The 25,095-nt window shown below is 70.5% G+C and carries 27 protein-coding genes and 1 pseudogene; 16 read left to right on the plus strand and 12 right to left on the minus strand.

All coding sequences use genetic code 11. The features are described 5' to 3' along the window. The 6 genes and pseudogenes from ASF27_RS23040 to ASF27_RS08275 form a co-directional block, all read right to left on the minus strand. A pseudogene (locus tag ASF27_RS23040) lies at window positions 1–682 on the minus strand (1-deoxy-D-xylulose-5-phosphate synthase N-terminal domain-containing protein); the annotation flags it as partial. Between the two features lie 307 nt (window positions 683–989). Then, window positions 990–1,295 carry an exodeoxyribonuclease VII small subunit gene (locus ASF27_RS08255; RefSeq protein WP_056174868.1) on the minus strand — a complete coding sequence of 102 codons (306 nt, stop codon included), beginning with the start codon at window positions 1,293–1,295 and terminating at the stop codon, window positions 990–992. 213 nt (window positions 1,296–1,508) lie between these two features. Then, window positions 1,509–2,021, minus strand: coding sequence for a hypothetical protein (locus ASF27_RS08260; RefSeq protein WP_056359226.1), 513 nt, complete (start codon window positions 2,019–2,021; stop codon window positions 1,509–1,511). Further along, on the minus strand, window positions 2,021–2,596 hold the full coding sequence (locus ASF27_RS08265) for an HD family hydrolase (protein WP_056359692.1): 576 nt from the start codon (window positions 2,594–2,596) through the stop codon (window positions 2,021–2,023). Before ASF27_RS08265 ends, ASF27_RS08260 begins: the two co-directional genes overlap by 1 nt. Before the next feature lie 23 nt (window positions 2,597–2,619). Beyond that, window positions 2,620–3,264: a DNA-3-methyladenine glycosylase I gene (locus ASF27_RS08270; protein ID WP_056359695.1), complete on the minus strand. Its 645-nt coding sequence runs from the start codon at window positions 3,262–3,264 to the stop codon at window positions 2,620–2,622. 83 nt (window positions 3,265–3,347) lie between these two features. Beyond that, window positions 3,348–4,211: a folate-binding protein YgfZ gene (locus tag ASF27_RS08275; RefSeq protein WP_056174872.1), complete on the minus strand. Its 864-nt coding sequence runs from the start codon at window positions 4,209–4,211 to the stop codon at window positions 3,348–3,350. Between the two features lie 88 nt (window positions 4,212–4,299). Between ASF27_RS08275 and ASF27_RS08280 the strand changes: the two genes are divergently transcribed. Next, window positions 4,300–5,640 (plus strand): dihydroorotase, encoded by a 1,341-nt coding sequence (locus ASF27_RS08280; RefSeq protein WP_056174873.1) that lies wholly within the window; start codon window positions 4,300–4,302, stop codon window positions 5,638–5,640. 134 nt (window positions 5,641–5,774) lie between these two features. Here the strand turns inward: ASF27_RS08280 and ASF27_RS08285 are convergent, their stop codons facing one another. Together ASF27_RS08285 and ASF27_RS08290 are read right to left on the minus strand one after the other, a co-directional pair. Continuing rightward, window positions 5,775–9,899: a Pls/PosA family non-ribosomal peptide synthetase gene (locus ASF27_RS08285; RefSeq protein WP_082478889.1), complete on the minus strand. Its 4,125-nt coding sequence runs from the start codon at window positions 9,897–9,899 to the stop codon at window positions 5,775–5,777. 233 nt (window positions 9,900–10,132) lie between these two features. Beyond that, window positions 10,133–10,723: a histidine phosphatase family protein gene (locus ASF27_RS08290; protein WP_056359229.1), complete on the minus strand. Its 591-nt coding sequence runs from the start codon at window positions 10,721–10,723 to the stop codon at window positions 10,133–10,135. 182 nt (window positions 10,724–10,905) lie between these two features. Between ASF27_RS08290 and ASF27_RS08295 the strand changes: the two genes are divergently transcribed. The 4 genes from ASF27_RS08295 to ASF27_RS08310 all read left to right on the plus strand — a co-directional run bounded on the left by ASF27_RS08295 (window position 10,906) and on the right by ASF27_RS08310 (window position 12,968). Next, entirely contained in the window at window positions 10,906–11,856 is a 951-nt protein-coding gene (locus ASF27_RS08295) for a polyphosphate kinase 2 family protein (RefSeq protein ID WP_156467488.1), read from the plus strand. A gap of 82 nt (window positions 11,857–11,938) precedes the next feature. Further along, the gene (locus ASF27_RS08300; RefSeq protein WP_056174877.1) at window positions 11,939–12,127 is read left to right on the plus strand and encodes a 3-alpha domain-containing protein; all 189 of its coding nucleotides are present in this window, start codon (window positions 11,939–11,941) and stop codon (window positions 12,125–12,127) included. Between the two features lie 86 nt (window positions 12,128–12,213). Beyond that, a complete protein-coding gene (locus ASF27_RS08305; protein WP_056359232.1) occupies window positions 12,214–12,528 on the plus strand; it encodes a putative quinol monooxygenase in 315 nt (104 codons plus the stop codon). Continuing rightward, window positions 12,516–12,968, plus strand: a complete 453-nt coding sequence (locus tag ASF27_RS08310) for a MarR family transcriptional regulator (RefSeq protein ID WP_056359235.1) — start codon at window positions 12,516–12,518, stop codon at window positions 12,966–12,968. Before ASF27_RS08305 ends, ASF27_RS08310 begins: the two co-directional genes overlap by 13 nt. Before the next feature lie 10 nt (window positions 12,969–12,978). On the opposite strand, the gene fabI is transcribed toward ASF27_RS08310, so the two are convergent. The 3 genes from fabI to ASF27_RS08325 all read right to left on the minus strand — a co-directional run bounded on the left by fabI (window position 12,979) and on the right by ASF27_RS08325 (window position 15,604). After that, window positions 12,979–13,836: an enoyl-ACP reductase FabI gene (fabI, locus tag ASF27_RS08315; RefSeq protein WP_056174885.1), complete on the minus strand. Its 858-nt coding sequence runs from the start codon at window positions 13,834–13,836 to the stop codon at window positions 12,979–12,981. A 181-nt stretch (window positions 13,837–14,017) separates the two neighbouring features. Beyond that, window positions 14,018–14,962: a DnaJ C-terminal domain-containing protein gene (locus tag ASF27_RS08320; RefSeq protein ID WP_056304878.1), complete on the minus strand. Its 945-nt coding sequence runs from the start codon at window positions 14,960–14,962 to the stop codon at window positions 14,018–14,020. A 222-nt stretch (window positions 14,963–15,184) separates the two neighbouring features. Then, window positions 15,185–15,604 (minus strand): RT0821/Lpp0805 family surface protein, encoded by a 420-nt coding sequence (locus ASF27_RS08325; RefSeq protein ID WP_244473001.1) that lies wholly within the window; start codon window positions 15,602–15,604, stop codon window positions 15,185–15,187. Window positions 15,605–15,828: 224 nt separating this feature from the next. On the opposite strand from ASF27_RS08325, the gene pdxH reads away from it, so the two are divergent. From pdxH to ASF27_RS08360, 7 genes are all read left to right on the plus strand, one after another. Continuing rightward, the gene (gene pdxH / locus ASF27_RS08330) at window positions 15,829–16,464 is read left to right on the plus strand and encodes a pyridoxamine 5'-phosphate oxidase (protein ID WP_082478893.1); all 636 of its coding nucleotides are present in this window, start codon (window positions 15,829–15,831) and stop codon (window positions 16,462–16,464) included. A gap of 189 nt (window positions 16,465–16,653) precedes the next feature. Continuing rightward, complete coding sequence (locus tag ASF27_RS08335) at window positions 16,654–17,376, plus strand: SDR family oxidoreductase (RefSeq protein WP_056095925.1); 723 nt, start codon at window positions 16,654–16,656, stop codon at window positions 17,374–17,376. Then, complete coding sequence (locus ASF27_RS08340) at window positions 17,369–18,469, plus strand: hypothetical protein (RefSeq protein WP_056359237.1); 1,101 nt, start codon at window positions 17,369–17,371, stop codon at window positions 18,467–18,469. Before ASF27_RS08335 ends, ASF27_RS08340 begins: the two co-directional genes overlap by 8 nt. A gap of 10 nt (window positions 18,470–18,479) precedes the next feature. Further along, on the plus strand, window positions 18,480–18,974 hold the full coding sequence (locus ASF27_RS08345; RefSeq protein WP_056359240.1) for an NUDIX hydrolase: 495 nt from the start codon (window positions 18,480–18,482) through the stop codon (window positions 18,972–18,974). Next, window positions 18,971–19,432 (plus strand): TIGR02301 family protein, encoded by a 462-nt coding sequence (locus tag ASF27_RS08350; protein WP_056174893.1) that lies wholly within the window; start codon window positions 18,971–18,973, stop codon window positions 19,430–19,432. The genes ASF27_RS08345 and ASF27_RS08350 overlap by 4 nt, the downstream gene beginning before the upstream one ends. Window positions 19,433–19,589: 157 nt before the next feature. After that, entirely contained in the window at window positions 19,590–19,844 is a 255-nt protein-coding gene (locus tag ASF27_RS08355) for a hypothetical protein (RefSeq protein WP_056174896.1), read from the plus strand. A gap of 72 nt (window positions 19,845–19,916) precedes the next feature. After that, window positions 19,917–20,354: an EamA family transporter gene (locus ASF27_RS08360; RefSeq protein ID WP_056359243.1), complete on the plus strand. Its 438-nt coding sequence runs from the start codon at window positions 19,917–19,919 to the stop codon at window positions 20,352–20,354. A 56-nt stretch (window positions 20,355–20,410) separates the two neighbouring features. Here the strand turns inward: ASF27_RS08360 and ASF27_RS08365 are convergent, their stop codons facing one another. Next, complete coding sequence (locus ASF27_RS08365) at window positions 20,411–21,067, minus strand: alpha/beta hydrolase (protein ID WP_056359247.1); 657 nt, start codon at window positions 21,065–21,067, stop codon at window positions 20,411–20,413. Between the two features lie 296 nt (window positions 21,068–21,363). On the opposite strand from ASF27_RS08365, the gene ASF27_RS08370 reads away from it, so the two are divergent. The 4 genes from ASF27_RS08370 to sufC all read left to right on the plus strand — a co-directional run bounded on the left by ASF27_RS08370 (window position 21,364) and on the right by sufC (window position 25,094). Then, complete coding sequence (locus ASF27_RS08370) at window positions 21,364–22,518, plus strand: cysteine desulfurase family protein (protein ID WP_056359250.1); 1,155 nt, start codon at window positions 21,364–21,366, stop codon at window positions 22,516–22,518. A gap of 71 nt (window positions 22,519–22,589) precedes the next feature. After that, window positions 22,590–24,059 carry a Fe-S cluster assembly protein SufB gene (gene sufB, locus ASF27_RS08375; RefSeq protein ID WP_056359253.1) on the plus strand — a complete coding sequence of 490 codons (1,470 nt, stop codon included), beginning with the start codon at window positions 22,590–22,592 and terminating at the stop codon, window positions 24,057–24,059. 28 nt (window positions 24,060–24,087) lie between these two features. Next, the gene (locus ASF27_RS21495) at window positions 24,088–24,345 is read left to right on the plus strand and encodes a cytoplasmic protein (RefSeq protein ID WP_082478895.1); all 258 of its coding nucleotides are present in this window, start codon (window positions 24,088–24,090) and stop codon (window positions 24,343–24,345) included. Beyond that, complete coding sequence (sufC, locus tag ASF27_RS08380; RefSeq protein ID WP_056174905.1) at window positions 24,342–25,094, plus strand: Fe-S cluster assembly ATPase SufC; 753 nt, start codon at window positions 24,342–24,344, stop codon at window positions 25,092–25,094. The genes ASF27_RS21495 and sufC overlap by 4 nt, the downstream gene beginning before the upstream one ends. Window position 25,095: the final 1 nt, after the last annotated feature.

Raw genomic sequence — 25,095 nt, forward strand, 5'->3', positions numbered from 1 at the left:
GGAGCGACCGGTAGGTGCCGCCCGAGGCCAGGCGCGCGAAGTAGGCCGACATCGCCCCCACCGGGGGGGCGATCGACATGTCGTTGTCGTTGAGGATGACGATGAGGCGCGAGTGCAGCGCGCCGGCGTTGTTCATGGCCTCGTAGGCCATGCCGGCCGACATCGAGCCGTCGCCGATCACCGCGATCATGTTGCGGCGCTTGCCCGCCGGGGCGCCCTTGGCCTTGGCCTCCGCCTCGTCSAGGTCGCGCGCCACCGCCATGCCCAAAGCCGCCGAGATCGAGGTSGASGARTGCGCCGCGCCGAASGGGTCGTAGACGCTCTCCGAGCGCTTGGTGAAGCCCGACAGGCCGCCGGGCTGGCGCAGCGTCCGGATGCGGTCGCGCCGGCCGGTGAGGATCTTGTGCGGGTAGGCCTGGTGGCCGACGTCCCAGACGATRCGGTCGTCGGGGGTGTCGAACACGTGGTGGAGCGCCACCGTCAGCTCGACCACGCCGAGCCCCGAGCCGAGATGCCCGCCGGTGATCGACACCGCCTCGATCATCTCGGCCCGCACCGCCTCGGCCACCGCAGGCAGATCGCTCTCGGGAAGCCGACGCAGCGCGGACGTCTCGTCGAGACCGTCTAGAATCGAGGGATTGCTGCACGAATGGCGTAACGATCTCCCCGCTGTCTCCAGCATAGACTCAGTGAAATTGAATTCCCCGTGAAGATGCGGGTAGATCGGCAGCGGCCAGGAGGNCGATCATCTCGGCCCGCACCGCCTCGGCCACCGCAGGCAGATCGCTCTCGGGAAGCCGACGCAGCGCGGACGTCTCGTCGAGACCGTCTAGAATCGAGTTTTGCTGTGACACCGAACAGACCTCACGCCCGGAGGAAAGATATGCGCGCAAAGGCTTGCGGCGCTTGATGATTTCGACCCGGCCCGATGAAGCCGCGGGCTTCGTTCGTCGCCGGCAGACATCCCGGTCCGCGCCCCGAGCGCATGGCTAGTCCACGTCGAGGGGCGCCGTGCCGGCGGCCTTGCCGTCGGCACCGAGGGTGATCTTCTGGATGCGCGCCTCGGCCCGCTGCAGCAGCGCGTCGCAATGGCGCTTGAGCGCCTCGCCGCGCTCGTAGATCGCCACGGATTCGTCGAGGGGCACGTCGCCCTTCTCCAGGCTGCGGACGATGCCTTCGAGCTGTTCGAGGGCCTGTTCGAACGGCAGATCCCGTATCGCGGACAGATCCTGCCCGGCGTCGGCATCGGCGCCAGCATCGATCGACGCCGGTGCGGCGGAGCGCGCTGAAGTCATTCCAGTCTACCCTTCATCGTGCCGGTCTAAGCCCGGCCCCGTCCGCTCGACAACCCCACGGGCCTGAGGACAACGCGCGCGCAGGCCGATTCGCCCGCCGGGGCGTCGTTTCGGCCACACCCTCCGGGCTGAGACATCGGTTGCGAAAAAGGCCCCAAGAGACTGTACGAGAACATCAAGTCCGGTGCGTCCGTCCGTCGGGATGCGCGCCCCTCACGTCAGCGTGAGGGTGAAGGGGGTGCCTTCGAACGCGTCGGCACCGCGTCCGATCCCGGCGATGGCGGCGCTCATGCGCCCTTCGCGGCCGAGCATCCGGTCGGCGATGGCCACGAAATGCGGGTTGGGCGTCGCGCTCGGAGCGGCCGCCCGCAGGGCGTCGGCGACCTCCCCCTCGTCGCGTTCCGGCGCCAGGGCGCAGGCGGCGATGTAGGCGGCGGCGGTGGAGCGGCTGATCCCGGCGTAGCAGTGGATCACCAGGGGGTCGGCCCGGTCCCAGGCGGCGACGAAGTCGAGGATGCGGCCGATATGGCCCTCGTCGGCCAGGACATGGCCGTCCATCGCCGCGGCGATGTCGCTGACCTCGACGACGCAATGCCCGCCCTCGGCGATGGATTCGGGCCGGGCAATGGCGGTGCCGGCCTTCATGAGGGTCATGAGGCGGCGCGCGCCCGTCTCCGCCAGGGTTTCGGGCAGGCGCGACAGGGGGCAGACGTGGAGGGTCGGCATCAGGTGTCCGGCGTCGGGGCTTGGGAGCGATCGAGGAAACGGGCGAGGAAGCGACTCTGGGCCAGGGCGGTCGGCCACGGCTCGATCAGGGCCTCGGCCTCGGCGGTGAGGGGGCCCGGCTCGCCGAAGACGGCGGCGGCTTCCGCACGGTCGAAGCCAGCGAGCCGGACCGCCTCCCAATAGGCGGCAATTCCGTCGGCGCGCTTCACCAGCCGAGCCTCCTCGGGGGACGGCTCCGGCAGGCCGAAGCGGGCACGGATGGCGGCGAGGAGACGCCGTTCCACCGCCTTGTAGGAATCGCCGATGGCCGCCTTGAACGGCGAGATGATGTCGCCGATCACGTATTCGGGCGCGTCGTGCAGGAGGAGTTCGAGGCGCCGGGCCGGGGCGAGGCCGGGCACGAGGCCGGCGCCGATGGCCTCCACCAGCAGGGAATGCTGGGCCACGGAGAACACGTGCGGCCCGGCCGTCTGGCCGTTCCAGCGGGCGACGCGGGCGAGGCCGTGAGCGATGTCGGCGATCTCGATGTCGTCGGGCGACGGGTCGAGGAGGTCGAGGCGCCGGCCCGAGAGCATGCGCTGCCAGGCGCGCGGCGGGCTCACGCGGTGCCCTTCGACGTCTGGTTCCCGGGCCGACCGAGGGCGGCGCAGGGGGCGTGGCGGTGGCAGCCGACGAGGTGGTCGTTCACCATCCCCACCGCCTGCATGAAGGCGTGGACGATGGTCGGGCCGCAGAACGCGAAGCCCCGTGCCTTCAGGGCTTTGGCCATCCGCCGCGACACCTCCGTCTCCGTGGCGATGCCGGCCCGCGCCGTGGCCGTGCCCTGGATCGGCGTGCCGTCGACGAAGTCCCACAGGAACGCCGCAAAGCCGGGGCCGCTCTCCTCGAGGGCGAGGAAGGCCTTCGCCCCCGCGATGGTGCCGACGATCTTGGCCCGGTTGCGGATGATGCCGGTGTCCTGCATCAGCCGCGCGACGTCGTCCTCGGTGAAGCGCGCGATGGCGACCGGATCGAAGCCCGCGAACGCGCGTCGAAAACCCTCGCGTCGGCGCAGAACCGTGATCCAGGACAGGCCGGCCTGGAACCCGTCGAGGATGAGTTTCTCGTAGAGCGCCCGGCCGTCGTGTTCGGGCACGCCCCATTCGGTGTCGTGGTAGGCGACGTAGTCGGGATCGTCGCCGGCCCACCAGCAGCGGGGACATCCGTCGGGATGGTGGATCAGGCCGGATTCGTCGGACAGCATGGCCACTCATAACCGGAGAACGGGGCAGGAACAAACCGCTTCCGGTCAACCGGTCTTCCTTGGTTCTGCCGGTCTTTCCCGGTTCAGCCGGCCTGCACCGTCTCCGGGAACGCGAAGGTGGCGAACGACGGCTTCTCGGCGCCGAGGCGCGCGGCGCCCGCCCGCAGGGGCTCGCCCGTCGCGTGCGCGTCGGCGAGGCGGTCGAGGCGCAGCATCGCGAGGCCGCGCCCGCCCGCGACGCTGCCGACGGTGCCGAGGCTGCGTGCGCCGGAGGTCACCTCGGCCCCGCTCTCCAGGGTGCCTTCGAGGGCGACCACCGGCACGAGGCGGGTGCGGGCGGTGCCCCGGTGCTGCATGCGCGACACCACCTCCTGGCCGACGTAGCAGCCCTTCTTGAAATCGACGCCGCCGAGCTGGTCCATGAGCGCCTCGTGCGGGAACGCGTCCGCGAAGGCGAAGTCGCGCCCGCCCTCCGGGATGCCGAGGGCGATGCGGTGGGCGTGGTAATCGGCCTCCGTGGCGTCGGCCGAGAAGGCGCCCTGCGCCGCGTAGAGGCGGTTGCCGAGGCCTTCGAGGCGGCCGTCCCGCACCGGATCGGTGTCGATGGCGGTGTCCGAACCGCCCCAGGCGGCGGCGACGCCGAGCGTCGGGTCGAGGGCCAGGGCCGCCTTGGCGCGCAGGCGGTAGAGGGTGAGGCGCTTGAGGAGGTCGGGCGCGCGGGCGGCGTCGGTGTCGAGGCGGAACCCGCCATCCGCCCCCGGGACGTCGATCCGGGAGATGAGGAAATCGAACAGCACCTTGCCCTGGGGGGTGAGCAGGGCGCCGAGGCGCGCCTCGCCGGGCTCCAGGGTCTCGACGTTGCAGGTGACGACGCCCTGGAGCAGGCCCGCAGCGTCCTCGCCCGTGCAGGTGACGACGGCGCGGTCGGGCAGGAGGGCGATGGGCATGAGGGCTCCGGAAATTCCCGTGGCGTTGCACGCCACTGGCGCCTGACATAAGCCGCCGGCACCCGCGTCTCAATGTGGAGCCCCCCTGATGGACCAGCCCTTCGACCTCGTGCTCTCCGGCGGCACGATCGTGAATCAGGACGGCGAACACCGGGCCGATCTCGGTATCCGGGCGGGGCGCATCGCGGCGCTGGGCGACCTGTCGCGGGCCGACGCCACGGAGCGACGCGACTGCACCGGCCTGCACCTCCTGCCGGGCGTCATCGACAGCCAGGTGCATTTTCGCGAGCCGGGCCTCGACCACAAGGAGGATCTGGAATCGGGCTCGCGCGCGGCGGTGATGGGCGGCGTCACGGCGGTGTTCGAGATGCCCAACACCAATCCGCTCACCACCAGCGCCGAGGCGCTGGCCGACAAGGTCGCGCGGGCGCATCACCGGATGCATTGCGACTTCGCGTTCTGGGTCGGCGGCACCCACGAGAACGCCCACCAGGTCGCCGAGCTGGAGTGCCTGCCGGGGGCGGCGGGCATCAAGGTGTTCGTCGGTTCCTCCACGGGCTCCCTGCTGGTGGAGGACGATGCCGGCGTCACCGAGATCCTGAAACGCACCCGTCGCCGCGCCGCCTTCCACGCCGAGGACGAGCCGATGCTGCGGGCGCAGGTGGATCGGCAGGTGCCGGGCGACCCGTCCTCGCACCCGGTCTGGCGCTCGCCCGAAGCGGCGCTCAAGGCGACGGAGCGCCTCGTGCGCATCGCCCGCGCCACGGGGGCGCGCATCCACATCCTGCATATCTCGACCCGGGAAGAGATGGTGTTCTTGGGGCAAGCCAAGGACGTCGCCACCTGCGAGGTGACGCCGCATCACCTCACCCTCGACGGGGGGGAGGCCTATGCGCGGCTCGGCACCCTGGTGCAGATGAACCCGCCCGTGCGCGACGCGTCGCACCGCGACGGCATCTGGCACGGGCTGTCCCAGGGGGTGGCCGACGTGCTCGGCTCCGACCACGCGCCGCATCTCCTGTCGGAGAAGGCGAAACCCTATCCGGCCTCGCCCTCCGGCATGACCGGGGTCCAGACCCTGGTGCCGATCATGCTCGACCACGTGGCCGCCGGGCGCCTGTCGCTGGCGCGCTTCGTCGATCTCACCAGTGCCGGCCCCAAGCGCCTGTTCGGGATCGCTCGCAAGGGGCGGCTTTCAGTGGGCTACGACGCCGACGTCACCGTGGTCGATCTGAAGCGCCGCGAGACCATCCGCAACGCCTGGATCGCCTCGAAATGCGGCTGGACGCCCTATGACGGCGTCACGGTGACGGGCTGGCCCGTGGGCACCGTCGTGCGGGGCGCCCCCGTGATGTGGCAGGGCGAACTCACCGCTCCGTCGCGGGGCGAGGCCGTGGTGTTCGAGGAGACGCTGGCGGCGCGGGGGTGAGTCCGCCATCCCTCACGCGGCCCAAGTGACCGGGATGTCTGAGGTTTCTTACGGTGGGCGTGCATCCCCTCTCCCCGCAGGCGGGGAGAGGGGATGCACGCGGGCGTTTCGCTCAAGAACCTGAGGCCCGACCCTCAGGCTGCGTTCTGTTTCGCCGCGGCATGCACCACCGGCACCGCCGGGGCGCCTTCCCATTCGGAATGGGGCGGGATCGACTCGCCCTTCATCACGATGGTGAGGGGGCGCAGGCGGGCATAGGCGCCGACCTTGGTGTCGTACAGCACCGTCGAGAACGCGCCCACCGACACGCCCTCGCCGACGACCACCCGGCCGACCTTCATGATGCGGTCCTCGTAGAGGTGGGTCTGCAGGGCCGAGGTGCGGTTGATGGTGGCGTAGTCGCCGATGGTGACGCAGTCGAACTCGGTGATATCGGTGGTGAGCATGCACACGCCCTTGCCCACCTTCACGCCGAGCAGCCGCAGCATCCAGGGCAGGAACGGTGTGCCGACGAGGTGCTCGAGCAGGACCTTGCCGGCGAGCCCCCAGTACAGCACCGCGACGGCCTCCGTCCGCATGGCCCACCACGACCACATCGGCTGCATGCCGGGCTTGTAGACCCCCATGAGCAGCCACTTCACCGCGATGACGGTGAAGGACTGGATGAACGCGATGGCGACGCTGACCGCCACGAAGGAGACGGCGAGCCCGGTCCAGTCCTGGGCCAGGATGGCGGGGTAGAAGTACCAGTCGATGGCGGTGATCGCGAGGGTGATGAACAGCATCGGCGAGAACGAGGTCGAGAACGCCTCGAAGATGCCGCGCCGGAGCTTGGGACCGAGGCCGGGCTCGTAGGTCTGGAGGTCGGAGCCGAGATCGACGCGCTGGCGCGCCGGCAGCTTGATCGGCGGCGAGCCGAACCAGGTGTCGCCCGGCGCCATGAGATCGTTGGCCGGCGGCTTCGACTTGATGCCGATGAGCACGTCGTCGGGGATCACGGCGCCCGGCGGCACCACGGCGTCGTTGCCGACGAAGACGCGGGCGCCGGTATGGACCTCGTGCAGGTGCATCCAGCCGCGCCGGATCTCTTCCTCGCCGAACACCACCTCGTCGGCGACGAAGTTGCGCGCGCCGATATCGGCCAGATCGTAGCGGCCGCCGAGGTTGGTCGAGATCTCGGCGCCCTGGCCCATGCGGGCGCCCATGAGCCGGTACCACGCCCGCATGTAGACCGTGGCGAACAGCGACGAGAGGGTCTCGAGGGTGACCTCGGCGGCGAGCGCCACCGTCCACTTGCGCAGGTAGAACCCGCTGTGGATCGAGTGGGTGCCGGACGAGACACGAGGCAGGATCGCCCAGCGGATGCCGGCGATGAGGAACACCGTGCCGGCCGTCATCAGCATGGCGGTGGGCCAGGTCAGCAGCGGCAGGTACCAGTGGTAGTCGATGTCCGTCAGGTCGGACAGCGAGTCGCTGAGCTGGTCGAAGATGTAGAAGGCCGGGAAGATCGGCAGCAGGCCGATGGCGGGGATCGCCGCCAGCAGGAAGGCGTAGAGCACCCCGAAGGCGAGGCGCCGCTGCGGCGAGGCCGTGGCGGGCTCCGGCAGCAGCGTGGGGTCGGCGGTGCCGACGCGGCGGCCCGGCGAGCCGTCCCAGATCTCGGCCCGGCCCACCACGGTGCCGGTGGGAATCGTGGTGAGGTCGCCGATCTCGGCATGGTCGCCGATGGTTGTGTCGGGGCCGATGACGCAGGAGGCGCCGATGGCGACATCGGCCCCGATGGTGACCCGGCCGATGATGAGGGTGTCGCCCACCACCTCGGCGTTGGCGATGACGAGGCGCCCGCCGAGGGAGGCGCCGGGGCCGATGGAGACGAGGTCGGGGGCACCGATCTCCGCGTCGGAGATGAGGGTGTCGTCGCCGACCTTCGCGCCGAGCAGGCGTAGGTAGAACACGATGGCCGGCGAGCCCTGGAGCCACTTGATGTGCACCAGGGGCGTCAGGCGCTGCGCCAGCCACCAGCGGTAATAGTACACGCCCCAGAGCGGGTAGCGCCCGGGCTTGGTCCGCCCGAGAATCAGCCATTTCGCCGCCACCGCGATGGCGGCGGTGACGGCGTTGATGCCGATATAGACCAGCAGCAGCACGACGAGTTCGCCGAAGAAGCCGAGCCCGCCGCCCGTGAGCAGCAGGTAGGTCACGAAGATGCCGAGCCATTGCGAGGTGGCCAGCGCGATGACGAAGGGCAGGGCGGCGGCCTGGGCGAGGCCGCAGAGGAAGCGCCGCCGGAACGAGGGCGGGGCGAAGCTGAGGTCCCGCACCGCCATCTGCGCCCCGGCCCCGCCGGTGCGTTCGATGAGGGCGTCGGCCATGCTCCGCAGGGTGCGCCGGCCGTAGACGTCCTGCAGGGTGATGGCGGCGAGCGCCGGCGCCTCGCGCACGGCGCCGACGAAGCGGGCGGCCAGCAGCGAATGGCCGCCGAGATCGGTGAAGAAGTCGCCCTCGAACGGGATCGCCTGGTTGCCGAACACCTGGTTGGCGGCCGCCAGGAGCGCCGCCTCGGTCTCGTTGCGCGGGGGCTCCTGCTCGCCCGAGACGTCGGCGACGGTCAGCGTCGCCGCCCGCAGGGCCTTGCGGTCGACCTTGCCGGAGGTCAGGCGCGGCAGCACCTCGGCCACCTCGAAATGCCCCGGCACCATGTAGGGCGGCATCTGTCCGGCGAGGGTCTGCCGCAGGGCGGCCTTGTCGATCTCGATGCCGCGCTCGGGCACCAGGAAGGCGACGAGGCGGTCGACGCCGTCGTCCTGGCGCAGGACCACCGCCGCCTGGTTGATGCCGGGCAGCACCTGGATGCGCGATTCGATCTCGCCGAGCTCGACCCGGAAGCCGCGGATCTTCACCTGATCGTCGATGCGGCCGTGGAACAGGATGTTGCCGGCCGCGTCAACGGAGACCGCATCGCCCGAGCGATAGAGGACCGGGTCGGTCCCGTCGGAAGGGTAGGGGTTGGCGATGAACTTCTCCGCCGTCAGCTCGGGGCGCTTGAGATAGCCCCCCGCGACGCCGGGGCCTCCGATGAGGAGCTCGCCGGGTTGGCCGGGTTCGAGAAGTTCGAGGGTCTCGCCGGCGACGTACACCGAATAGTTCGGGATCGGGCCGCCGATGGTGACGGGCGTGCCGGCCCGCATCTGCGCCGCGGTGGCGACCACCGTCGCCTCCGTCGGCCCGTAGGTGTTGAACAGGGCGCGGCCGTCCGTCGCCCAGCGGGCCACCAGGGGTTCGGGCAGGGCCTCGCCGCCGAGAAGCACCAGCCGCACCGTGGGCAGGTCCTCAGCGATCATGGCGAGCAGGGTCGGCACCGTGTCGAGCACCGTGACGCGGGCGCGGGCGAGGATGCCCGGCAGGGCCTCGACGTCGCCCATCATGGCCGGCGAGGCCACGAACAGGGTCGCGCCGACGAGATAGGGGACCCAGATCTCCTCCATGGAGAGATCGAAGGCGACGCTTGCGCCCTGGAACACCACGTCGTCGGGCCGCATGCCGTAGAGGGCGTTTCCGGACCGCAGGAAATGGCAGATGTTGGCGTGGCTGATCGCGATGCCCTTCGGCACGCCCGTCGAGCCCGAGGTGTAGATCAGGTAGGCCGGGTGCTGGGGCGTCAGCCCCAGCGCACGCGGGTCGGGTCGGGGCGCATCCGCCGGCGTTCCCGCCAGCAGGGCGTCCACGGTGAGGGCGGGTGCGGCGTCGGGGGCCTGGGACGCCAGGGCCGGAGAGACGAGGAGCGCCTTGGCGGCGGCGTCCGCGAGGCACACGGCGACGCGGTCGGCCGGGGCCTCGGCGTCGAAGGGCAGCCAGGCGGCGCCCGACAGGGTGATGCCGATCTGGGCCACGAGGAGGTCGGGACCCCGCGCCATCCACAGGCCGACGACGTCGCCGGGGCCGATGCCGCGATGCGCCAGCCCCCGGGCGATGGCGCCGGCCCGCGCTTCGACCTCCGCGTAGGTGAGGGCCGGGTGGGCGCCGTCGGCGTCGCTGAGCGCCCCGTCGACGAGGGCCGGATGATCGGGGCGGGCGGCGGCGCTGGCGGAAAAAATCTCGCCCAGGACCTCGTCGCGGATGAGGTCGGGGCGTGCCTCGCCGCGCAGGACCGCCTTTCCGGTTAGGCTCGCCTGGCCGCGCGGGGTCTCCTGCCCGGACAGGACCGACTGGCGCGTGGGCCCATCCGCCAGGGGCCGGGCTGTCTCGGCGAGACTGGTCATCCACTGCTCCGCTGCCGGATCCTCGGGCCCGCTGCCTGCGGCGAGCCTCGGATGCGCTTCGTTCTGGCCGGGTAAGGCGCTCGGATCACGCCGGAATCGCGGCAACGCCCGAAGTTCGGCGGTGCCTTAGCACGTTTGACCGGACGTGAGAGACCCGATCCGCCCGCAGGACCGGGCCGGAATACGGATCACGCCCAACGTCATCACGCCCAACGCCATCACGCCCAACGCCATCACGCCCAACGCCAAGTCGCGCCCTCGATGACCAGGACGCCGCCCTGGCGGATGCCCATGCGCGGCGCCTCGCGGATGCCGAGGCAGCCCCGGATCACCAGGATCGCGCGGGCGACGCCGCCATGGGCGACGATGCAGGCCGGCCCCTCGAGGGCGGCGAGGGCGGGGGCGACCCGTTCGACCAGCATGGCGTAGCTCTCCCCGCCCTCGCCCGGCGGCCGGTAACCCCAGCGGTCGCGGTCGCGCGCCAGGGCCCGGGCCATGTCCCGACGCCGGATCTCGGCCCAGGTCGAGCCTTCCCACGTGCCGAAGCTGATCTCCTTCAGGCGTGCGTCGGTGCGGTAGGCCTCGGGCGCGAGGTCGAGGCGGGCGCGCACGGCCTCCATGGTGCTGCGGGTGCGGGCCAGGGGGCTCGCGACGAAGTCGAGACGGGGGAGATCCGCGCCCGCCGCCTGCGCCAGGCGCCCGGCCGCTTCGTCGGCCTGGCGGAGGCCCTCGGCGTTGAGGGCGATGTCGCGCTGGCCTTGGAGACGGCCTTCCGCGTTCCAGTCGGTCTGACCATGGCGGACGACGTAGAGGGTCGGGGTCATGAGGCACGCCCCACCGCGCGCCGCTTCCCAGCTGCGGGGCGGCGCTTGTCGGCTGCCGCGCGACGCGCATCGGAACGGCCGCGCTTGCGGATCGTTGTCGGTTCCAGGGGCTCGGCTGGTTTCGAGGTCTTGGTCGGTTTCAAGATCCTGCGCGCCTCGATCGTCAGCGGACGAATTTCCATATGCCGCACAAGCCCATCAAGCCGGAATCCGGCAAGTCCGGTGCGAAGTCGGGAGCCCGGGGAAAGCCCGGGGGAACGGTGGCGGAGGAGGGCGGTTCCCGCAAGCCGCACAAGGCCTCCCGTGCTGACGCCACCCCCGGAATCGTCACCGTGGCGCCGGGGCGAGCCTTGGAAGGATCCGCCTTCGATCTCTCCGCCGTCGATGCGAACGCCGATGGCGGCCTCGACAAGGCGGCGGCCAAGCAGGCGCTGGCCGTGGAGCGCGCCCGCATCGTGTCCCTGCAGGAACGGCTCTACGCCGAGCACAGGCGCAGCCTGCTGGTGGTGTTCCAGGCCATCGACACCGGCGGCAAGGACGGCACCATCCGGGCGGTGTTCGAGGGCGTGAACCCGCAGGGCTGCCGGGTGTGGCCGTTCAAGGTGCCGAGCGCCGAGGAGGCCGCCCACGACTTCCTGTGGCGCTACCATGCCAAGACGCCGGGCCGCGGCATGATCGGCGTGTTCAACCGCAGCCATTACGAGGACGTGCTGGTGGTGCGGGTGAAGGGCCTCGTCCCCGAGCCGGTCTGGCGGGCGCGCTACGGCCAGATCAACGATTTCGAGCGGATGCTCACCGCCGAGGGCACCACGATCCTGAAGTTCTTCCTCCACATCTCGAAGGCCGAGCAAAAGGAGCGCCTGGAGGCCCGCATCGCCACCCCGGAGAAGCACTGGAAGTTCGACGCCGCCGACCTCGTGGAGCGCCGGTCCTGGGACGCCTACCAGGCCGCCTTCGCGGATGCGCTGACGCAGTGCTCGACGCCGGACGCGCCGTGGCACGTGGTCCCGGCCAACCGCAAGTGGTTCCGCAACCTCCTCGTCGCCCGCACCATCGCCGATACCCTGGAGGCGATGGACCCACGCGTCCCGGACGCGCGACCGGGCGTGGCCGGGATGACCGTGCCGGATTGAGGGGCGCACCGCGTGTCCTGTCGGGGGCGTCACGTCCTTCTGGAACTCGGCTGCGACGCCGGTGTCGAGGTGATCTTTTCGCATGATCCCGCGAGAAACCCAGGACCCCGGAGTCCATGAGGATCGCGATCGAGGCGGTGCTGACCGGGCGGCGCTCGCGGAGATCGCCGCCCTCGAGACCCTGTCGACCTCCTGGCGGAGCCTCGCCGCCCGGCGCCTGGAGCGGAGCGCCGTGGAGGATTGGACCCCACGCCTGAGCGGTGAGGGGTGAGCCGCACGCGCGCCCGGGACGCCCGGCCTTGCCGGAAAGGGCAGGTCGGCCTAGTGATTAGCATCCTAACTAAAAGGAGGCTCGTCATGCCGGACCCATTGGTGCTCTTTGCCCGGATCACGCCCAAGCCCGAACATCGCGCCGCCGCCCGTGCCGCAGTCCTGGCGATCCTGACGGTCACACGGTCCGAACCGGGCTGCCGCCGCTTCACGCTGCATGACGACCGGGACGGCGACGGGCCGCTCTACCTCTACGAGGTCTGGGACGACGAGGCGGCCCTCGCCGCTCACCATGCCCAACCCTATACGCGCGCCGTGTTCGAGCGGTATCGGACGTGGCTGTCCGGGCCGGTCGCGATCACGCGGTTGCGCGCGATCGGGGAGGGCGCATGTTCTTCCTGAAGGAGCTGCCCACGCGGGCGATGCTTCAGAGCTACTCTGACCGCTACCCGGGCATGGATGCCGGGGCCGTCGCCGAGGCGCTTCGGCTCCTGCGGCGCGCAAGCCTGTTGATGCGCGCGCTGGAGGCGTACTTCACCGCCCACACGCTGTCGCAGACCCGCTTCCTCATCCTGATCGTCATTGATCGGGAGCCCAGGCAAGGGGGACTCATGGGCAGTGAAATCGCCGACCGGCTCGACATCTCACGTCCCGTCGTGACCGAAACCGTCAAGGCCATGACGCGGGCGGGCCTGCTCCGCAGCGCTCCGGTTCCGGGGGACGGCAGGGCCAAGCGCATCACCCTGACGCCGGCCGGGCGCGCGGTGCTCGCCGACCTCCTGCCCGGCTACTTCGCCCTCATCGCCGATTTCATGGCGCGCGAGGGCGACGGGACCGCGTGACCGCCCGGCCTCAATCCTTGTCGAGGCTGAGGTCCGGCGCCTCGGGGTTCTTCATGCCGACCACGTGGTAGCCGGCGTCGACGTGGAGGATCTCGCCGGTCATGCCCCGGCTCATGTCCGAGACGAGGTAGGCGGCGGTCTCGCCGACCTCGTCGATGGTCACCGTGCGGCGCAAGGGGGCGTTGTACTCGTTCCACTTGAGGATGTAGCGGAAGTCGCCGATGCCGGAGGCGGCGAGCGTCTTGATCGGGCCGGCCGAGATGGCGTTGACGCGGATCTTCGAGGGGCCGAGGTCGGCGGCCAGATACCGCACGGAGGCTTCGAGCGCGGCCTTGGCCACCCCCATGACGTTGTAGTGCGGCATCCACTTCTCGGCGCCGTAATAGGTCAGGGTGAGGAGCGAGCCGCCGTTCGGCATCAGCTTCTCGGCGCGCTGGGCCACCGCCGTGAACGAGTAGCAGGAGATCAGGAGCGATTTCGTGAAGTTCGCCTCCGAGGTCTCGAGGTAGCGGCCCGTCAGCTCGTCCTTGTCCGAGAAGGCGATGCAGTGGACGACGAAATCGAGGCCTTCGGGAAACACCTCGGCCGTGGCGGCGAACACCGCGTCGATGGAGGCCGGATCGGTGACGTCGCAATGGCCGACCACGTGGGCGTCGAGTTCGCGGGCCAGGGGCTCGACGCGCTTCTTCAGGGCGTCGCCCTGGTAGGTGAAGGCGAGCTTGGCCCCGTGGGCGGCGGCGGATTTCGCGATGCCCCAGGCGATGGAGCGGTTGTTGGCGACACCGAGCACCAGCCCGCGCTTGCCGGCGAGAAGGCCGCCGACGTGCAGGCCACCGACGTGATCGTGAACCGGGTTCGTGTCCGCCATGAAGTCACCTGAGCCAGAAGCGTCGCCGGGCATGCCGAGGCCCGGCCGGAGGGATCGGACGGACGGACGCGCCGCGCGCACTCTCTATAACGGCATGCGCCGCGCGCACTCTTAGCGGAGGCATGCCGGTGACGGAAGTCCGGGTTTTCCGTGCCGGATTCCGCGTGAGACGTGCGGCGTCTCAGCCGACCCGGGCGGCGCGCCGGGCCTTGGCGTAATCCGTGAGCGCCGTGTCCTCGGCACTCGGCAGGGCGACGGCGGTGGTGGCGAAGAGGTCGCCCCGCGTCCCGTCCTTCTTCGGCAGACCCTTGCCCTTGAGCCGGAAGGTCCGGCCCGAACTCGTCATGGCGGGGATCCGCATCTCGACGGCGCCCGTCAGGGTCGGCACCCGGATCGGGCCGCCCAGGACCGCGTCCTCCAGGGGCACCTCGACGGAGGCGCGCAGATCCGCCCCGTCCGGGGTGAAGCGGGCATGCGGCAGGATGCGGATGGTGAGCAGCGCGTCGCCCGGCGCGCCGCGCCCGCCCGGCGATCCGAGGCCGCGCAGGCGGATCACCTGGCCGTCGATCACGCCGCGCGGCACCACCACGTCGACGTCGCGCCCGCCCGGCAGGGACAGGCGCAGCTTCTCCTCGCTCGCCACCTGCTCGAGGGTCACGGCGAGTTCGGCCGCCACGTCCTCGCCCTTGGCCGGCTCGCGCTGCCCGGCGCCGGCCCCACCGGCCCCGGCGCGGAACGCTTCGCCGAACAGGTGCGAGAAGATGTCGTCGCCCATGCCCCCGGGCCCTCCGCCGCCGGGGCCGCCGGCGCCGCGCCCCCGGGCCGCGTTCTCGAAGCCGAACCCGCCGGCCCGTCCACCGCCGCCGCCGAAGCCCCCGAACCCCTCGAACCCGCTCGCGCGAGGCTTGCCGTCACCGTCGATCTCGCCCCGGTCGAACTGCCCGCGTTTCCCCGCGTCGCCCAGGATCTCGTAGGCCGAATTCGCCTCGGCGAAGCGGTCCTTGGCCTTGGCGTCGCCGGCGTTGCGATCGGGGTGGTAGGCCTTGGCGAGCTTGCGGTAAGCCTTCTTGATGTCGGCTTCGCTGGCACCCTTGGGCACACCCAGGACGTCGTAGGGATTGCGCATCGGTCAACACTGTCTCGGTGCCGTGAGGAGCTTGGCCGTGGGGAGCCGGCGGTTTCGCTGCCTCGGATTCATCGCGCCTGATGTGGACGGTTCGCGGCCGGTTCGCAACGCGAGGCCCGGAGATTTCGCCGGCGCACCATCGCGGGCGCCGTTTCCCGGGCGGTTCCTTCCAGCGTCAGGCCGCCAGTGTCAGGCCGCCAGTGTCAGGCCGTGTTGCCGGCGTCAGATCGCCGTCTTGGTGCCGCGCACGCGCTTCAGGGCCCACTCGCCCCCCGAGGGCTTGCAGCCGGTGCCGCGCAGAAACCGGCTCCGGCCGGGCGCGATCACCGAGGCGAGGAAGTCGCGGCAGACCTGATCGTTGGACACGTAGGGCAGGCCCGTCGGATTGACCGAGCCGCGCAGGCTGGTCTCGGGGTTGTCCCACTTCACCGGGCGGCCGTTGCCCTGCGGATCGAGGGCCACCGACAGGGCCGCGTGCGCCCGGCGCCAATCCTCGGCCCCGAGGTCGCGGCCGAAGCTTTCGGGCGGACGCGCGATGCTGCCGGTGCTCGTCGGTTCCGGCGGCAGGGCGGCTTCCGCGACGGTCTCGGTCTGGAAGGTGATGATCGGCAGGCCGCAGCCCGACAGGGGCAGGAACACCAGGGCGGCGAGGGCACGCCAGGCATGCGACGCCGCGCGGGAAGGGCGGCGCGTTCCGCCGCAAGCCGTGGTCCGTCGCGAAAAACCCGCGGCGGGGACCTTGGCCGCCGCCCCTTTCGTCCTAAAGTCGCACCGACGCATTACACTTGATCTCACGACGGGAGAGGACCGATGGCCAACCGCGCCCCACGTCGGTGCCCCCCGACCCGGATCTCACGTTAGCCAGGATGTTCGCCTTGGATCGGTTAAGGATCGATGACCTCGCCCCGTCGAACGACTTCACCCGCGCGACGGATCCCTGGGCCCTGTTCGCCGCCTGGATGGCGCAAGCGGAGGCGTCGGAGCCCAACGACGCCAACGCCATGGCGCTGGCCACCGCCGGCTCGGACGGCCTGCCCGACGTGCGGATGGTTCTCCTGAAGGGCGTCGATGCGCGCGGGTTCGTGTTCTACACCAACACCGACTCGGCCAAGGGCGAGGAACTGGCGCAGAACCCCCAGGCCGCCCTGGTGCTGCATTGGAAGAGCCTGCGCCGGCAGATCCGCGCCCGCGGCCCCGTGTCCCATGTGACCCCCGAGGAGGCCGACGCGTATTTCGCCAGCCGGGCCCGTGACAGCCGCATCGGCGCCCATGCCAGCCGGCAATCGCGGCCGCTCGCCGACCGGGCCACCCTGGAGGCGGAGGTGGCGGCGCTGGCCGCCCGGTTCGAGGACGGTCCGGTGCCGCGCCCGGAGAACTGGATCGGTTTTCGGGTCGCGCCGGTCTCGATCGAGTTCTGGCAGGACGGCCCGTTCCGCCTGCACGACCGGGTGCGGTTCACGCGTGCCGGCGATGGCTGGGCGGGGGCCCGGCTCTATCCGTGACCCGATGGGGTGGGGGCACGATCCCCGAGGGCGGGCGCCGCCGCTTGGTGCGGCGCGGGATGGACCCTGGATTTTAGGACCGGCGGCGCTTAGACCTTGAGGCCGGTGCGGCGGGTGCTCTTTCGTTGACCGCCTCCCGATCCCGAAGGAACGGTCTTGGCCACATCCTCCAACGAACGCCGCCGCGTCATGCTGCTCACGGGGGCCAGCCGCGGCATCGGCCACGCCACCGTCAAGCGCTTCTCGGCGGCCGGCTGGCGGGTGATCACCTGCTCGCGCCACGCGTTTCCCGAGAACTGCCCGTGGGAAATGGGGCCGGAGGATCACCTCCAGGTCGATCTGGCCGATCCCGAGGACACCATGCGGGGGATCCGGGAAGTGGCCGGGCGCCTCGCCGACGAGGGCGGCCTGCTCCACGCCCTCGTCAACAACGCGGGAATTTCGCCCAAAGGCGCCAACGGCGAGCGCCTCGGCGCCATCGCCACGGAGTTCGGCGACTGGCGCAAGGTGTTCCAGGTCAACGTGTTCGCGCCGCTCCTGCTCGCGCGCGGCCTGTGCGAGGAGCTGACCCGGGCCAAGGGCTCCATCGTCAACGTCACCTCCATCGCGGGGTCCCGCGTCCATCCCTTCGCGGGCGCCGCCTACGGTACCTCGAAGGCGGCGCTCGCCGGCCTCACCCGCGAGATGGCGAGCGATTTCGGACCCCTCGGGGTGCGGGTCAACGCGATCTCGCCGGGCGAGATCGACACCGCCATCCTGTCGCCCGGCACGGACAAGATCGTCGCCGGCATCCCGCAGCGCCGTCTCGGCACCCCCGACGAGGTGGCCAAGGCGATCTACTTCCTGTGCACCGAGGCCTCGTCCTACGTGAACGGCGCCGAGCTGCACATCAACGGCGGCCAGCATGTCTGAACGGGGGCGGTCGCCCGCGCGCCTCGTTGCCCTGCTGCTCGTCGCCCTTCCGCTCCCGGCCGCCGCCGAGCCGGCCGTCACGATTCTCGACCTGCCGTTCTCGGCGAGCGCCCTGCGCGGTCCCGGCAGCGAGGTCGCCATCGCGGTGGCGACCTCCGGCCTCCTCCCCCTGGCGCGGCCGAAGCCGGGCGGGACGGGCGCGGCGGCGGAGGGGGGGCCCATCGCCGTGGTCTGGGGAGAGGCGGGGGGCGCGGTCCTCGCCCTCGTCGACGGGCACGTCACCGCGACGCTCCTCGGCCGCGAGGCCGTCGAGGGGCTGGCCGCCGCCGAGACCCCGCGCGGGGCACTTCCCGGGTCCCGCCGGGCGCTGTCCGGCGCCCTCTCGGCCCATCTCGCCGAGCCCGTGACGGTGCGCGGCCGGCTGGGCGCGGGCGCGCTCGTGATCCGCGAGCGGAAGGTCGTTCCCATGAGTGCGGAGCCGAAGGCCGTGCCCGTCGCCACCGCGACGGTCCGGCCCGCGCCCGATCCCGCCTTCGCCCCGCGCGCGCCACGCATCGCGGCCTTCGACGGCCGCCCCGCCATCCTGGCGGTGGGCGAGACCGAGGACGGGTCCTCGCTGATGGTCGTCGAGCCCGCCGAGTCCGGCTGGAGCGTGCGGGCGCGCAGCCCCGCCGAGCCCGGCAGGCCGCTCCAGGTGGCGGGCGTCGCGGATTTCTCCGGCACCGGCCGGATGCAGGTCGCCGCGACGGGCTCGGCCGACGGAACCGCGCGGCTGCGGCTGTGGGCCTACGAGGGCGGCGCCCTGCGGCCCCTTCTGTCGGCACCCGGCTACGACGCCGCGGCACCGGGCGAGGGCGGTCCCGATCTGGCGGCGCTCCTTCCCCGCGACGGGGCCGTGGACCTCGCCGTGCCGGTGGCCGACCGCTCGGCCCTCGCGATCGTGTCCCTGAAGGGCGCCATCACGGAGCGCGCCCTCGCGCCCCTGCCGGCGCCCGCCGCCTTCGGCGTCGCCACCCTCGGGGCCGGGGCGGCCGCCCGCCTCCTCGTTGGCCTCGCCGACGGGCGCATCGCCGTGGTGAGCCCCAATCCGTGAGCTGTCGTCCATGAGTGAACCGGCATCGCCCGACGACGCCACGCGCCTGTTCCCGACGCGGCCCTTCGTCGGCGCCTCCATCGCGGTGATCCGGGGCGACCGGGTGCTCGTCGCCGCCCGGGCGAACGCGCCCATGCGCGGCGTCTGGACCCTGCCGGGCGGCCTGGTCGAGGCCGGCGAGGCGCTCGCCGACGCCGCCCTGCGGGAGCTCCGCGAAGAGGTCGGCCTCACGGCCGCGGTGGTGGGTGTGCTGGCCCCGACGGAGATCATCCTGCGGGCCGAGGACGGCCGGACCCGCCACCATTACGTCGTCCATCCCCACGCCGCCCTGTGGACCGGTGGCGAACCGGCGCCGGGGCCCGAGGCGCTCGCCGTGCGCTGGGCGACCCTGGCCGACCTCGCCGGCCTCGACACCACGCCCGGCCTCGACGGCACCGTGGCGGCCGCGTTCGCCCGGGTCGCCGGGCATGGAATATCCGAACTGCCCGGGACACCCGCCGCGTGACGAAGCCCGGACCGGTTGCCGCTCTCGCCCTCTGCCTGATTCTGGCGACGATTCCGGGGGCCGAGGCCCAGCAGGGGCGGGGGGGCGCCGCCCGCGCCGCCCCCCGGAGCGACAGGCCGGCCGAGAAGGAGCCGGCCCCCGCCCCCGAGCCGCCGCCGGCGCCCTACGACCGCGACCTGATGCGGCTTTCCGAGATCGTCGGGGCGCTGGCGTTCCTGCGCGAGCTCTGCACCGCCCCCGATGCGGGCCAGTGGCCAGTGCGGATGAAGGCGCTGCTGGAAGCCGAGGGCGTGACCCCCGGGCGGCGCGATCGCCTCGCCGGCGCCTACAACCGGGGCTATCGCGGCTACGCCCTGACCTACCGGGTCTGCACCCCGTCGGCGCAGGAGGCGGCCACCCGGTTCGTGACCGAGGGCGAGCGCCTGTCGCATGCCCTGGCGAGCCGGTTCGGGGGATGATGCGGCTGGGCCACACCCGCGCGGGCAAGGCTGAATCCGCGCAATTCGAGCGCCGGCGTTAACCGCTTCGCAATTCCTGGCTTTGCGGGCCCGGCCGTGCGCCCTATCATCATCCCAACGTGCCGAGCGTTTCTTCGGCGCCAACGATGCTGTGGCCATGCACGCTGAATCAGCCCAAGCGCCCTTCGAGGCGGATATCGACAGCAAGCGCGCCGCGCTCGGCTACGTGTCGGAGGCCTTCGCCGAAGGCTGTCTCGACGGCCTCGACGGCGACTGCATGGCCCAGGCCGCCCTGTTCGCGGCGTTCCAGGAGCTGGTGATGACCTATGGCGAGGAGGCGACCGCCCGCTACGCCGAGGGCTTCCCGGACCGGATCCGCGGCGGCGCCTTCACTACGGCTCCCCAGCATTGAGGGGACTGTGACGACTCTGCTGGGTGTTGCCCTTCCTGAGGACTGGAATCGGTTCTCGGCGGGCGTCGCTCCGTGAAATCCCTGCTCGGGTCCTGGCCGTTCTGGGCGCTGCTTTCGGCCGCCTTCGCGGCCCTGACCGCGATCTTCGCGAAGGTGGGGATCGCCAACGTCAATTCCGATTTCGCCACCTTCATCCGGACCATCGTCATTCTCTGCGCGCTCGGTGCCATTCTCGTTGGCACCGGGCAGTGGCAGCCCTTCGGGTCGGTGTCGGGCCGGACCTACGTGTTTCTGGTCCTGTCGGGCCTCGCCACCGGGGGCTCGTGGATCTGCTACTTTCGCGCTCTCAAACTCGGCGAAGCCAGCCGTGTCGCACCCGTCGACAAGCTGAGCGTGGTGCTGGTGGCGATCTTCGGGGCTGTCTTCCTCGGCGAGCGGCTGTCCCCGGCGAACTGGCTCGGGGTGGCGTTCATCGCCACGGGGGCCGTGCTGGTGGCTTACCGGGGCTAGACCCCCTCCCCGTGAGGGAAGGGGAACGCGGCAAGTCCGGTTGCGGCGAGTCCACCTCAGGCGGTCATTTCCTTCGTGCCGAGGCGCTTGTCGAGGTAGGTGTCCACGGTCCGGGTCAGCTCGTCGACCTTGCCGTCGAAGAAGTGGTTGGCGCCCTCGACCATCTGGTGCTCGATGATGACGCCCTTCTGCACCTTCACCTTCTCGATCACCGGCATCACCTCGCGGGCCGGGGCCACCCGGTCCTCGGAGCCGTGGACGAACAGGCCCGACGACGGGCACGGCGCCAGGAAAGTGAAATCGTAGCGGTTGGCCATGGCGGCGATGGAGATGAAGCCCTCGATCTCCGGGCGCCGCATGAGCAGCTGCATCCCGATCCACGATCCGAACGACACGCCGGCGATCCAGCAGGCGCGGGCCTCCGGGTTGACCGACTGCACCCAGTCGAGGGCCGAGGCGGCGTCGGAGAGTTCGCCGGTGCCGTGATCGAACGCGCCCTGGCTGCGTCCGACCCCGCGGAAGTTGAACCGCAGGGCGGCGAAGCCCCGGTTGGCGAAGGTGTAGAACAGATTGTACACGATCTGATTGTTCATCGTGCCACCGAACTGCGGGTGCGGGTGGAGCACGATGGCGATGGGCGCGCCCTTCTTCTTGGGGGCCTGGTAGCGTCCCTCGAGACGGCCGGCCGGACCGGTGAAGATGACTTCGGGCATGGATCTCTCACAAGCTTCAGGACGTGGCGCGCGACGGCAGACGCAACGCAGGCCCCGCGCGGAACGCCTTGACTCGACGGGGCACGAACTTAAAAGCGCTCTTAGAATGGTTCTAGTGGACTAGAATTATTCTAAACAAGCGGTTCGGGCGCGTCCGGGTCGCTGCGTCCCTTGCACGACGGGGTGTCGGAACATGGTTCTTCGGCGCCTTAGCATGATCGTGGGGGGCAAAAGCAAGGATTTGTCGTCCTCGACCTTGAGACCGCCAGTGGTTTTCGCCCCATGACTTCGCCAGCATGACTTCGCCGCGCGCCTATCTCGACCACAACGCGACCTCGCCGGTTCGGCCGGAGGTCGCTGCGGCCGTGGCGCGGGCGCTCGCCCTCCCGGGCAACCCGTCCTCGGTGCATGCCGAGGGGCGTGCGGCCCGCGCCGCCCTGGAGCGCGCGCGCGTGCAGGTGGGCGGCCTCGTCGGCGTCGGCTCGGGGCGGGTCGTGTTCACGAGCGGCGGCACCGAGGCCGCCAACACCGTGCTGTCCGGCGCCCTGCGCCGATCCGGCGAGCCGGCGCCGACCCGGCTGGCGATCGGTTCCACCGAACATGCCTGCGTGTCGGCCGGCCATCGCTTCCCGGCCGAGCGCGTCGACGTGGTTCCGGTGGATGCCAGCGGCATCATCGATCTCGCCGCCCTCGCCGCCTGCCTCGACCGGCACCGGGGGGAGGGCGTCCTCGTCTCGGTTCATGCGGCCAACAACGAGACCGGCGTGATCCAGCCGCTCGCCGAGGTCGTCGCCCTGGCGCGCGGCCACGGCCGGGCCCTCGTCCATTCCGACGCCGTGCAGGCGGTGGGCAAGATCCCGCTCGATTTTTCCGGCCTCGGCCTCGATGCCCTCACCCTCTCGGGCCACAAGTTCGCCGCCCCCCGGGGCGTCGGCGCCCTGGTGCTCGCCGAGGGCGTCACCTTGGATTCGGCGTTCCTGCGGGGCGGCGGCCAGGAGGGGCGCCTGCGCGGCGGCACCGAGAACCTGTCGGGCCTCGTCGGCATGGGGGTGGCGGCCGAGATGGTCGGGCTCGGCGAGACGCAGGAGGCTCTGCGGGATACCATCGAGGCAGGGCTGCGGGCCTTGGCGCCCGACCTCGTGGTGTTCGGCGAGGCCGCACCGCGCCTGCCCAACACCGTGAGCTTCTCCATTCCGGGCCTCGATGCGCCGACGGCCCTGATGGCGCTGGATCTCGCCGGCGTCGCGCTCTCGTCCGGGTCGGCCTGCGCGTCGGGCAAGGTCGCCCGCTCACCGGTCCTCGCCGCCATGGGCGTCAGCCCCGCCCTGGCCGCAGGGGCCCTGCGCGTCAGTCTCGGGTGGAACAGCACGATAAGCGACGGGACGCGCTGTCTCGCCGCCTGCGAACGCCTCGTCGACACCCTATATCGACGGCGAGGGCAGGCCGCCTGACCGGCGGCCCGCCCAAACCATTTCTCGCGAACACGCCCGGCCCTTGACGCCGGGTCGATCAGGAGACGCCAATGCCTGCCGTGCAGGAAACCATCGACCGGGTCCGATCCATCGACCTCGACCAGTACAAGTATGGATTCGAGACCACCATCGAGATGGAGAAGTCCGAAAAGGGCATCTCCGAGGACGTGATCCGCTTCATCTCGGCCAAGAAGGACGAGCCCGAGTGGATGCTCGCCTGGCGCCTCGACGCCTACAAGCGCTGGCAGACCATGCAGGAGCCCGACTGGGCCCGGGTCTCCTATGACAAGGTCGACTACAAGGATATTTATTACTATGCGGCCCCGAAGCGGCCTGCCGCCATGTCCTTGGATGAAATCGATCCAGAAATTCTGAAAACGTACGAAAAACTCGGCATTCCGCTCCGCGAGGTCGAGGTGCTGGAGGGCATCGCCCCCGAGCGCCGGGTCGCCGTCGACGCGGTGTTCGACTCGGTCTCGGTGGCCACCACCTTCAAGGCCGAACTGTCGAAGGCCGGCGTGATCTTCATGCCGATCTCGGAAGCCATCCGCGAGTATCCGGACCTCATCAAGAAGTACCTCGGCTCGGTCGTGCCCGTGACCGACAACTTCTTCGCGACCCTGAATTCGGCGGTCTTCTCCGACGGATCGTTCGTCTACATTCCGCCGGGCGTGCGCTGCCCGATGGAGCTGTCGACCTATTTTCGCATCAACGAGCGCGACACCGGCCAGTTCGAGCGGACCCTAATCATCGCCGACAAGGGTAGTTACGTCTCGTACCTCGAGGGCTGCACCGCCCCGAAGCGCGACGACAACCAGCTCCACGCGGCCGTGGTCGAGCTCGTTGCCCTCGACGACGCCGAGATCAAGTACTCGACGGTCCAGAACTGGTATCCGGGCGACAACGACGGCAAGGGCGGCATCTACAACTTCGTCACCAAGCGCGGCGATTGCCGGGGCGCCAACTCGAAGATCTCGTGGACGCAGGTCGAGACCGGCTCGGCCATCACCTGGAAGTACCCGTCCTGCATCCTGCGCGGCGACAATTCACGGGGCGAGTTCTACTCCATCGCCGTGTCGAACGGCATGCAGCAGGTCGATTCCGGCACCAAGATGATCCATCTGGGCAAGAACACCACCAGCCGGATCATCTCGAAGGGCATCTCGGCCGGACGCTCGCAGAACACCTACCGGGGCCTCGTCTCGGCGCACCGCAAGGCGACGGGCGCGCGCAACTTCACCAACTGCGACTCGCTCCTCATCGGCGACCAGTGCGGCGCGCACACCGTGCCCTATATCGAGTCGAAGAATTCCTCCGCGCAGTTCGAGCACGAGGCCACCACCTCGAAGATCTCGGAAGACCAGATGTTCTACTGCCAGCAGCGTGGCCTCTCCAACGAGGAGGCGACCGCGCTCATCGTCAACGGCTTCGTCCGCGACGTGCTGCAGCAGCTGCCGATGGAGTTCGCCGTCGAGGCCCAGAAGCTGATCTCGATCAGCCTCGAAGGCTCGGTGGGCTAAGCCTCTCGTAGTGGCCTACGAAAAGAGCATGCTGAGATCTGTGCATAAGCATAGCGCTCGGCATGCTGAAGAGGTGACGAGTAGCGTCGCATGCGGTTGCTTCTTTTGCCTTGCTGTATTCCTGCCGGACGAGATCAGGGACTGGCTTCCTCGCGAGGAAACCGCCTTGTGTCCACGGTGCAACATCGACGCGGTGATCGGCGATCGTTCAGGCCTTCCGGCCAAGGACATCGCGTTCCTCAAAGCGATGCACGATGAATGGTTTGAAGGACTTAGACTAAAATGATCGAAATCAAGAACCTCACCGTCGCCATCGAGGACAAGCAGATCCTCAACGGTCTCAACCTCACCGTGAAGGACGGCGAGGTCGCTGCCATCATGGGGCCGAACGGCTCGGGCAAGTCGACTCTCTCGTACGTCATCGCGGGGAAAGAGGACTACGAGGTCACCAGCGGCGAGATCCTCCTCGACGGCGTGAACATCCTCGAGATGAGCCCCGACGAGCGCGCCGCGAGCGGCGTGTTCCTGGCGTTCCAGTACCCGCTGGAGATCCCGGGCGTCGGCACCATGACCTTCCTCAAGGCGACGCTCAACGCCCAGCGCCGGGCGCGCGGCGAGGGCGAGCTGACGACGCCGGACTTCATCCGCAAGGTGAACGCGGCGGCGGAAAAGCTGGAGATCAACAAGGAGATGCTCAAGCGCGCCCTCAACGTCGGGTTCTCCGGCGGCGAGAAGAAGCGCATGGAGATCCTGCAGATGGCCCTCTTGGAGCCGAAGTTCTGCGTGCTCGACGAGACCGATTCCGGCCTCGACATCGATGCCCTGCGCATCGTTTCCGGCGGCGTGAACGCGCTCCGTGCACAGGGCCGCTCGTTCCTCGTCATCACCCACTACCAGCGCCTGCTCGACTACATCGTGCCGGACGTGGTCCACGTCATGTCGCAGGGCCAGATCGTGAAGTCGGGCGACAAGGATCTCGCCAAGGCCCTCGAAGCGTCGGGCTACGCCGAGTACCGCACCGGCGAGGCCGCCTGAT

The organism is Methylobacterium sp. Leaf102, from assembly GCF_001422425.1.
Lineage (GTDB): Bacteria > Pseudomonadota > Alphaproteobacteria > Rhizobiales > Beijerinckiaceae > Methylobacterium.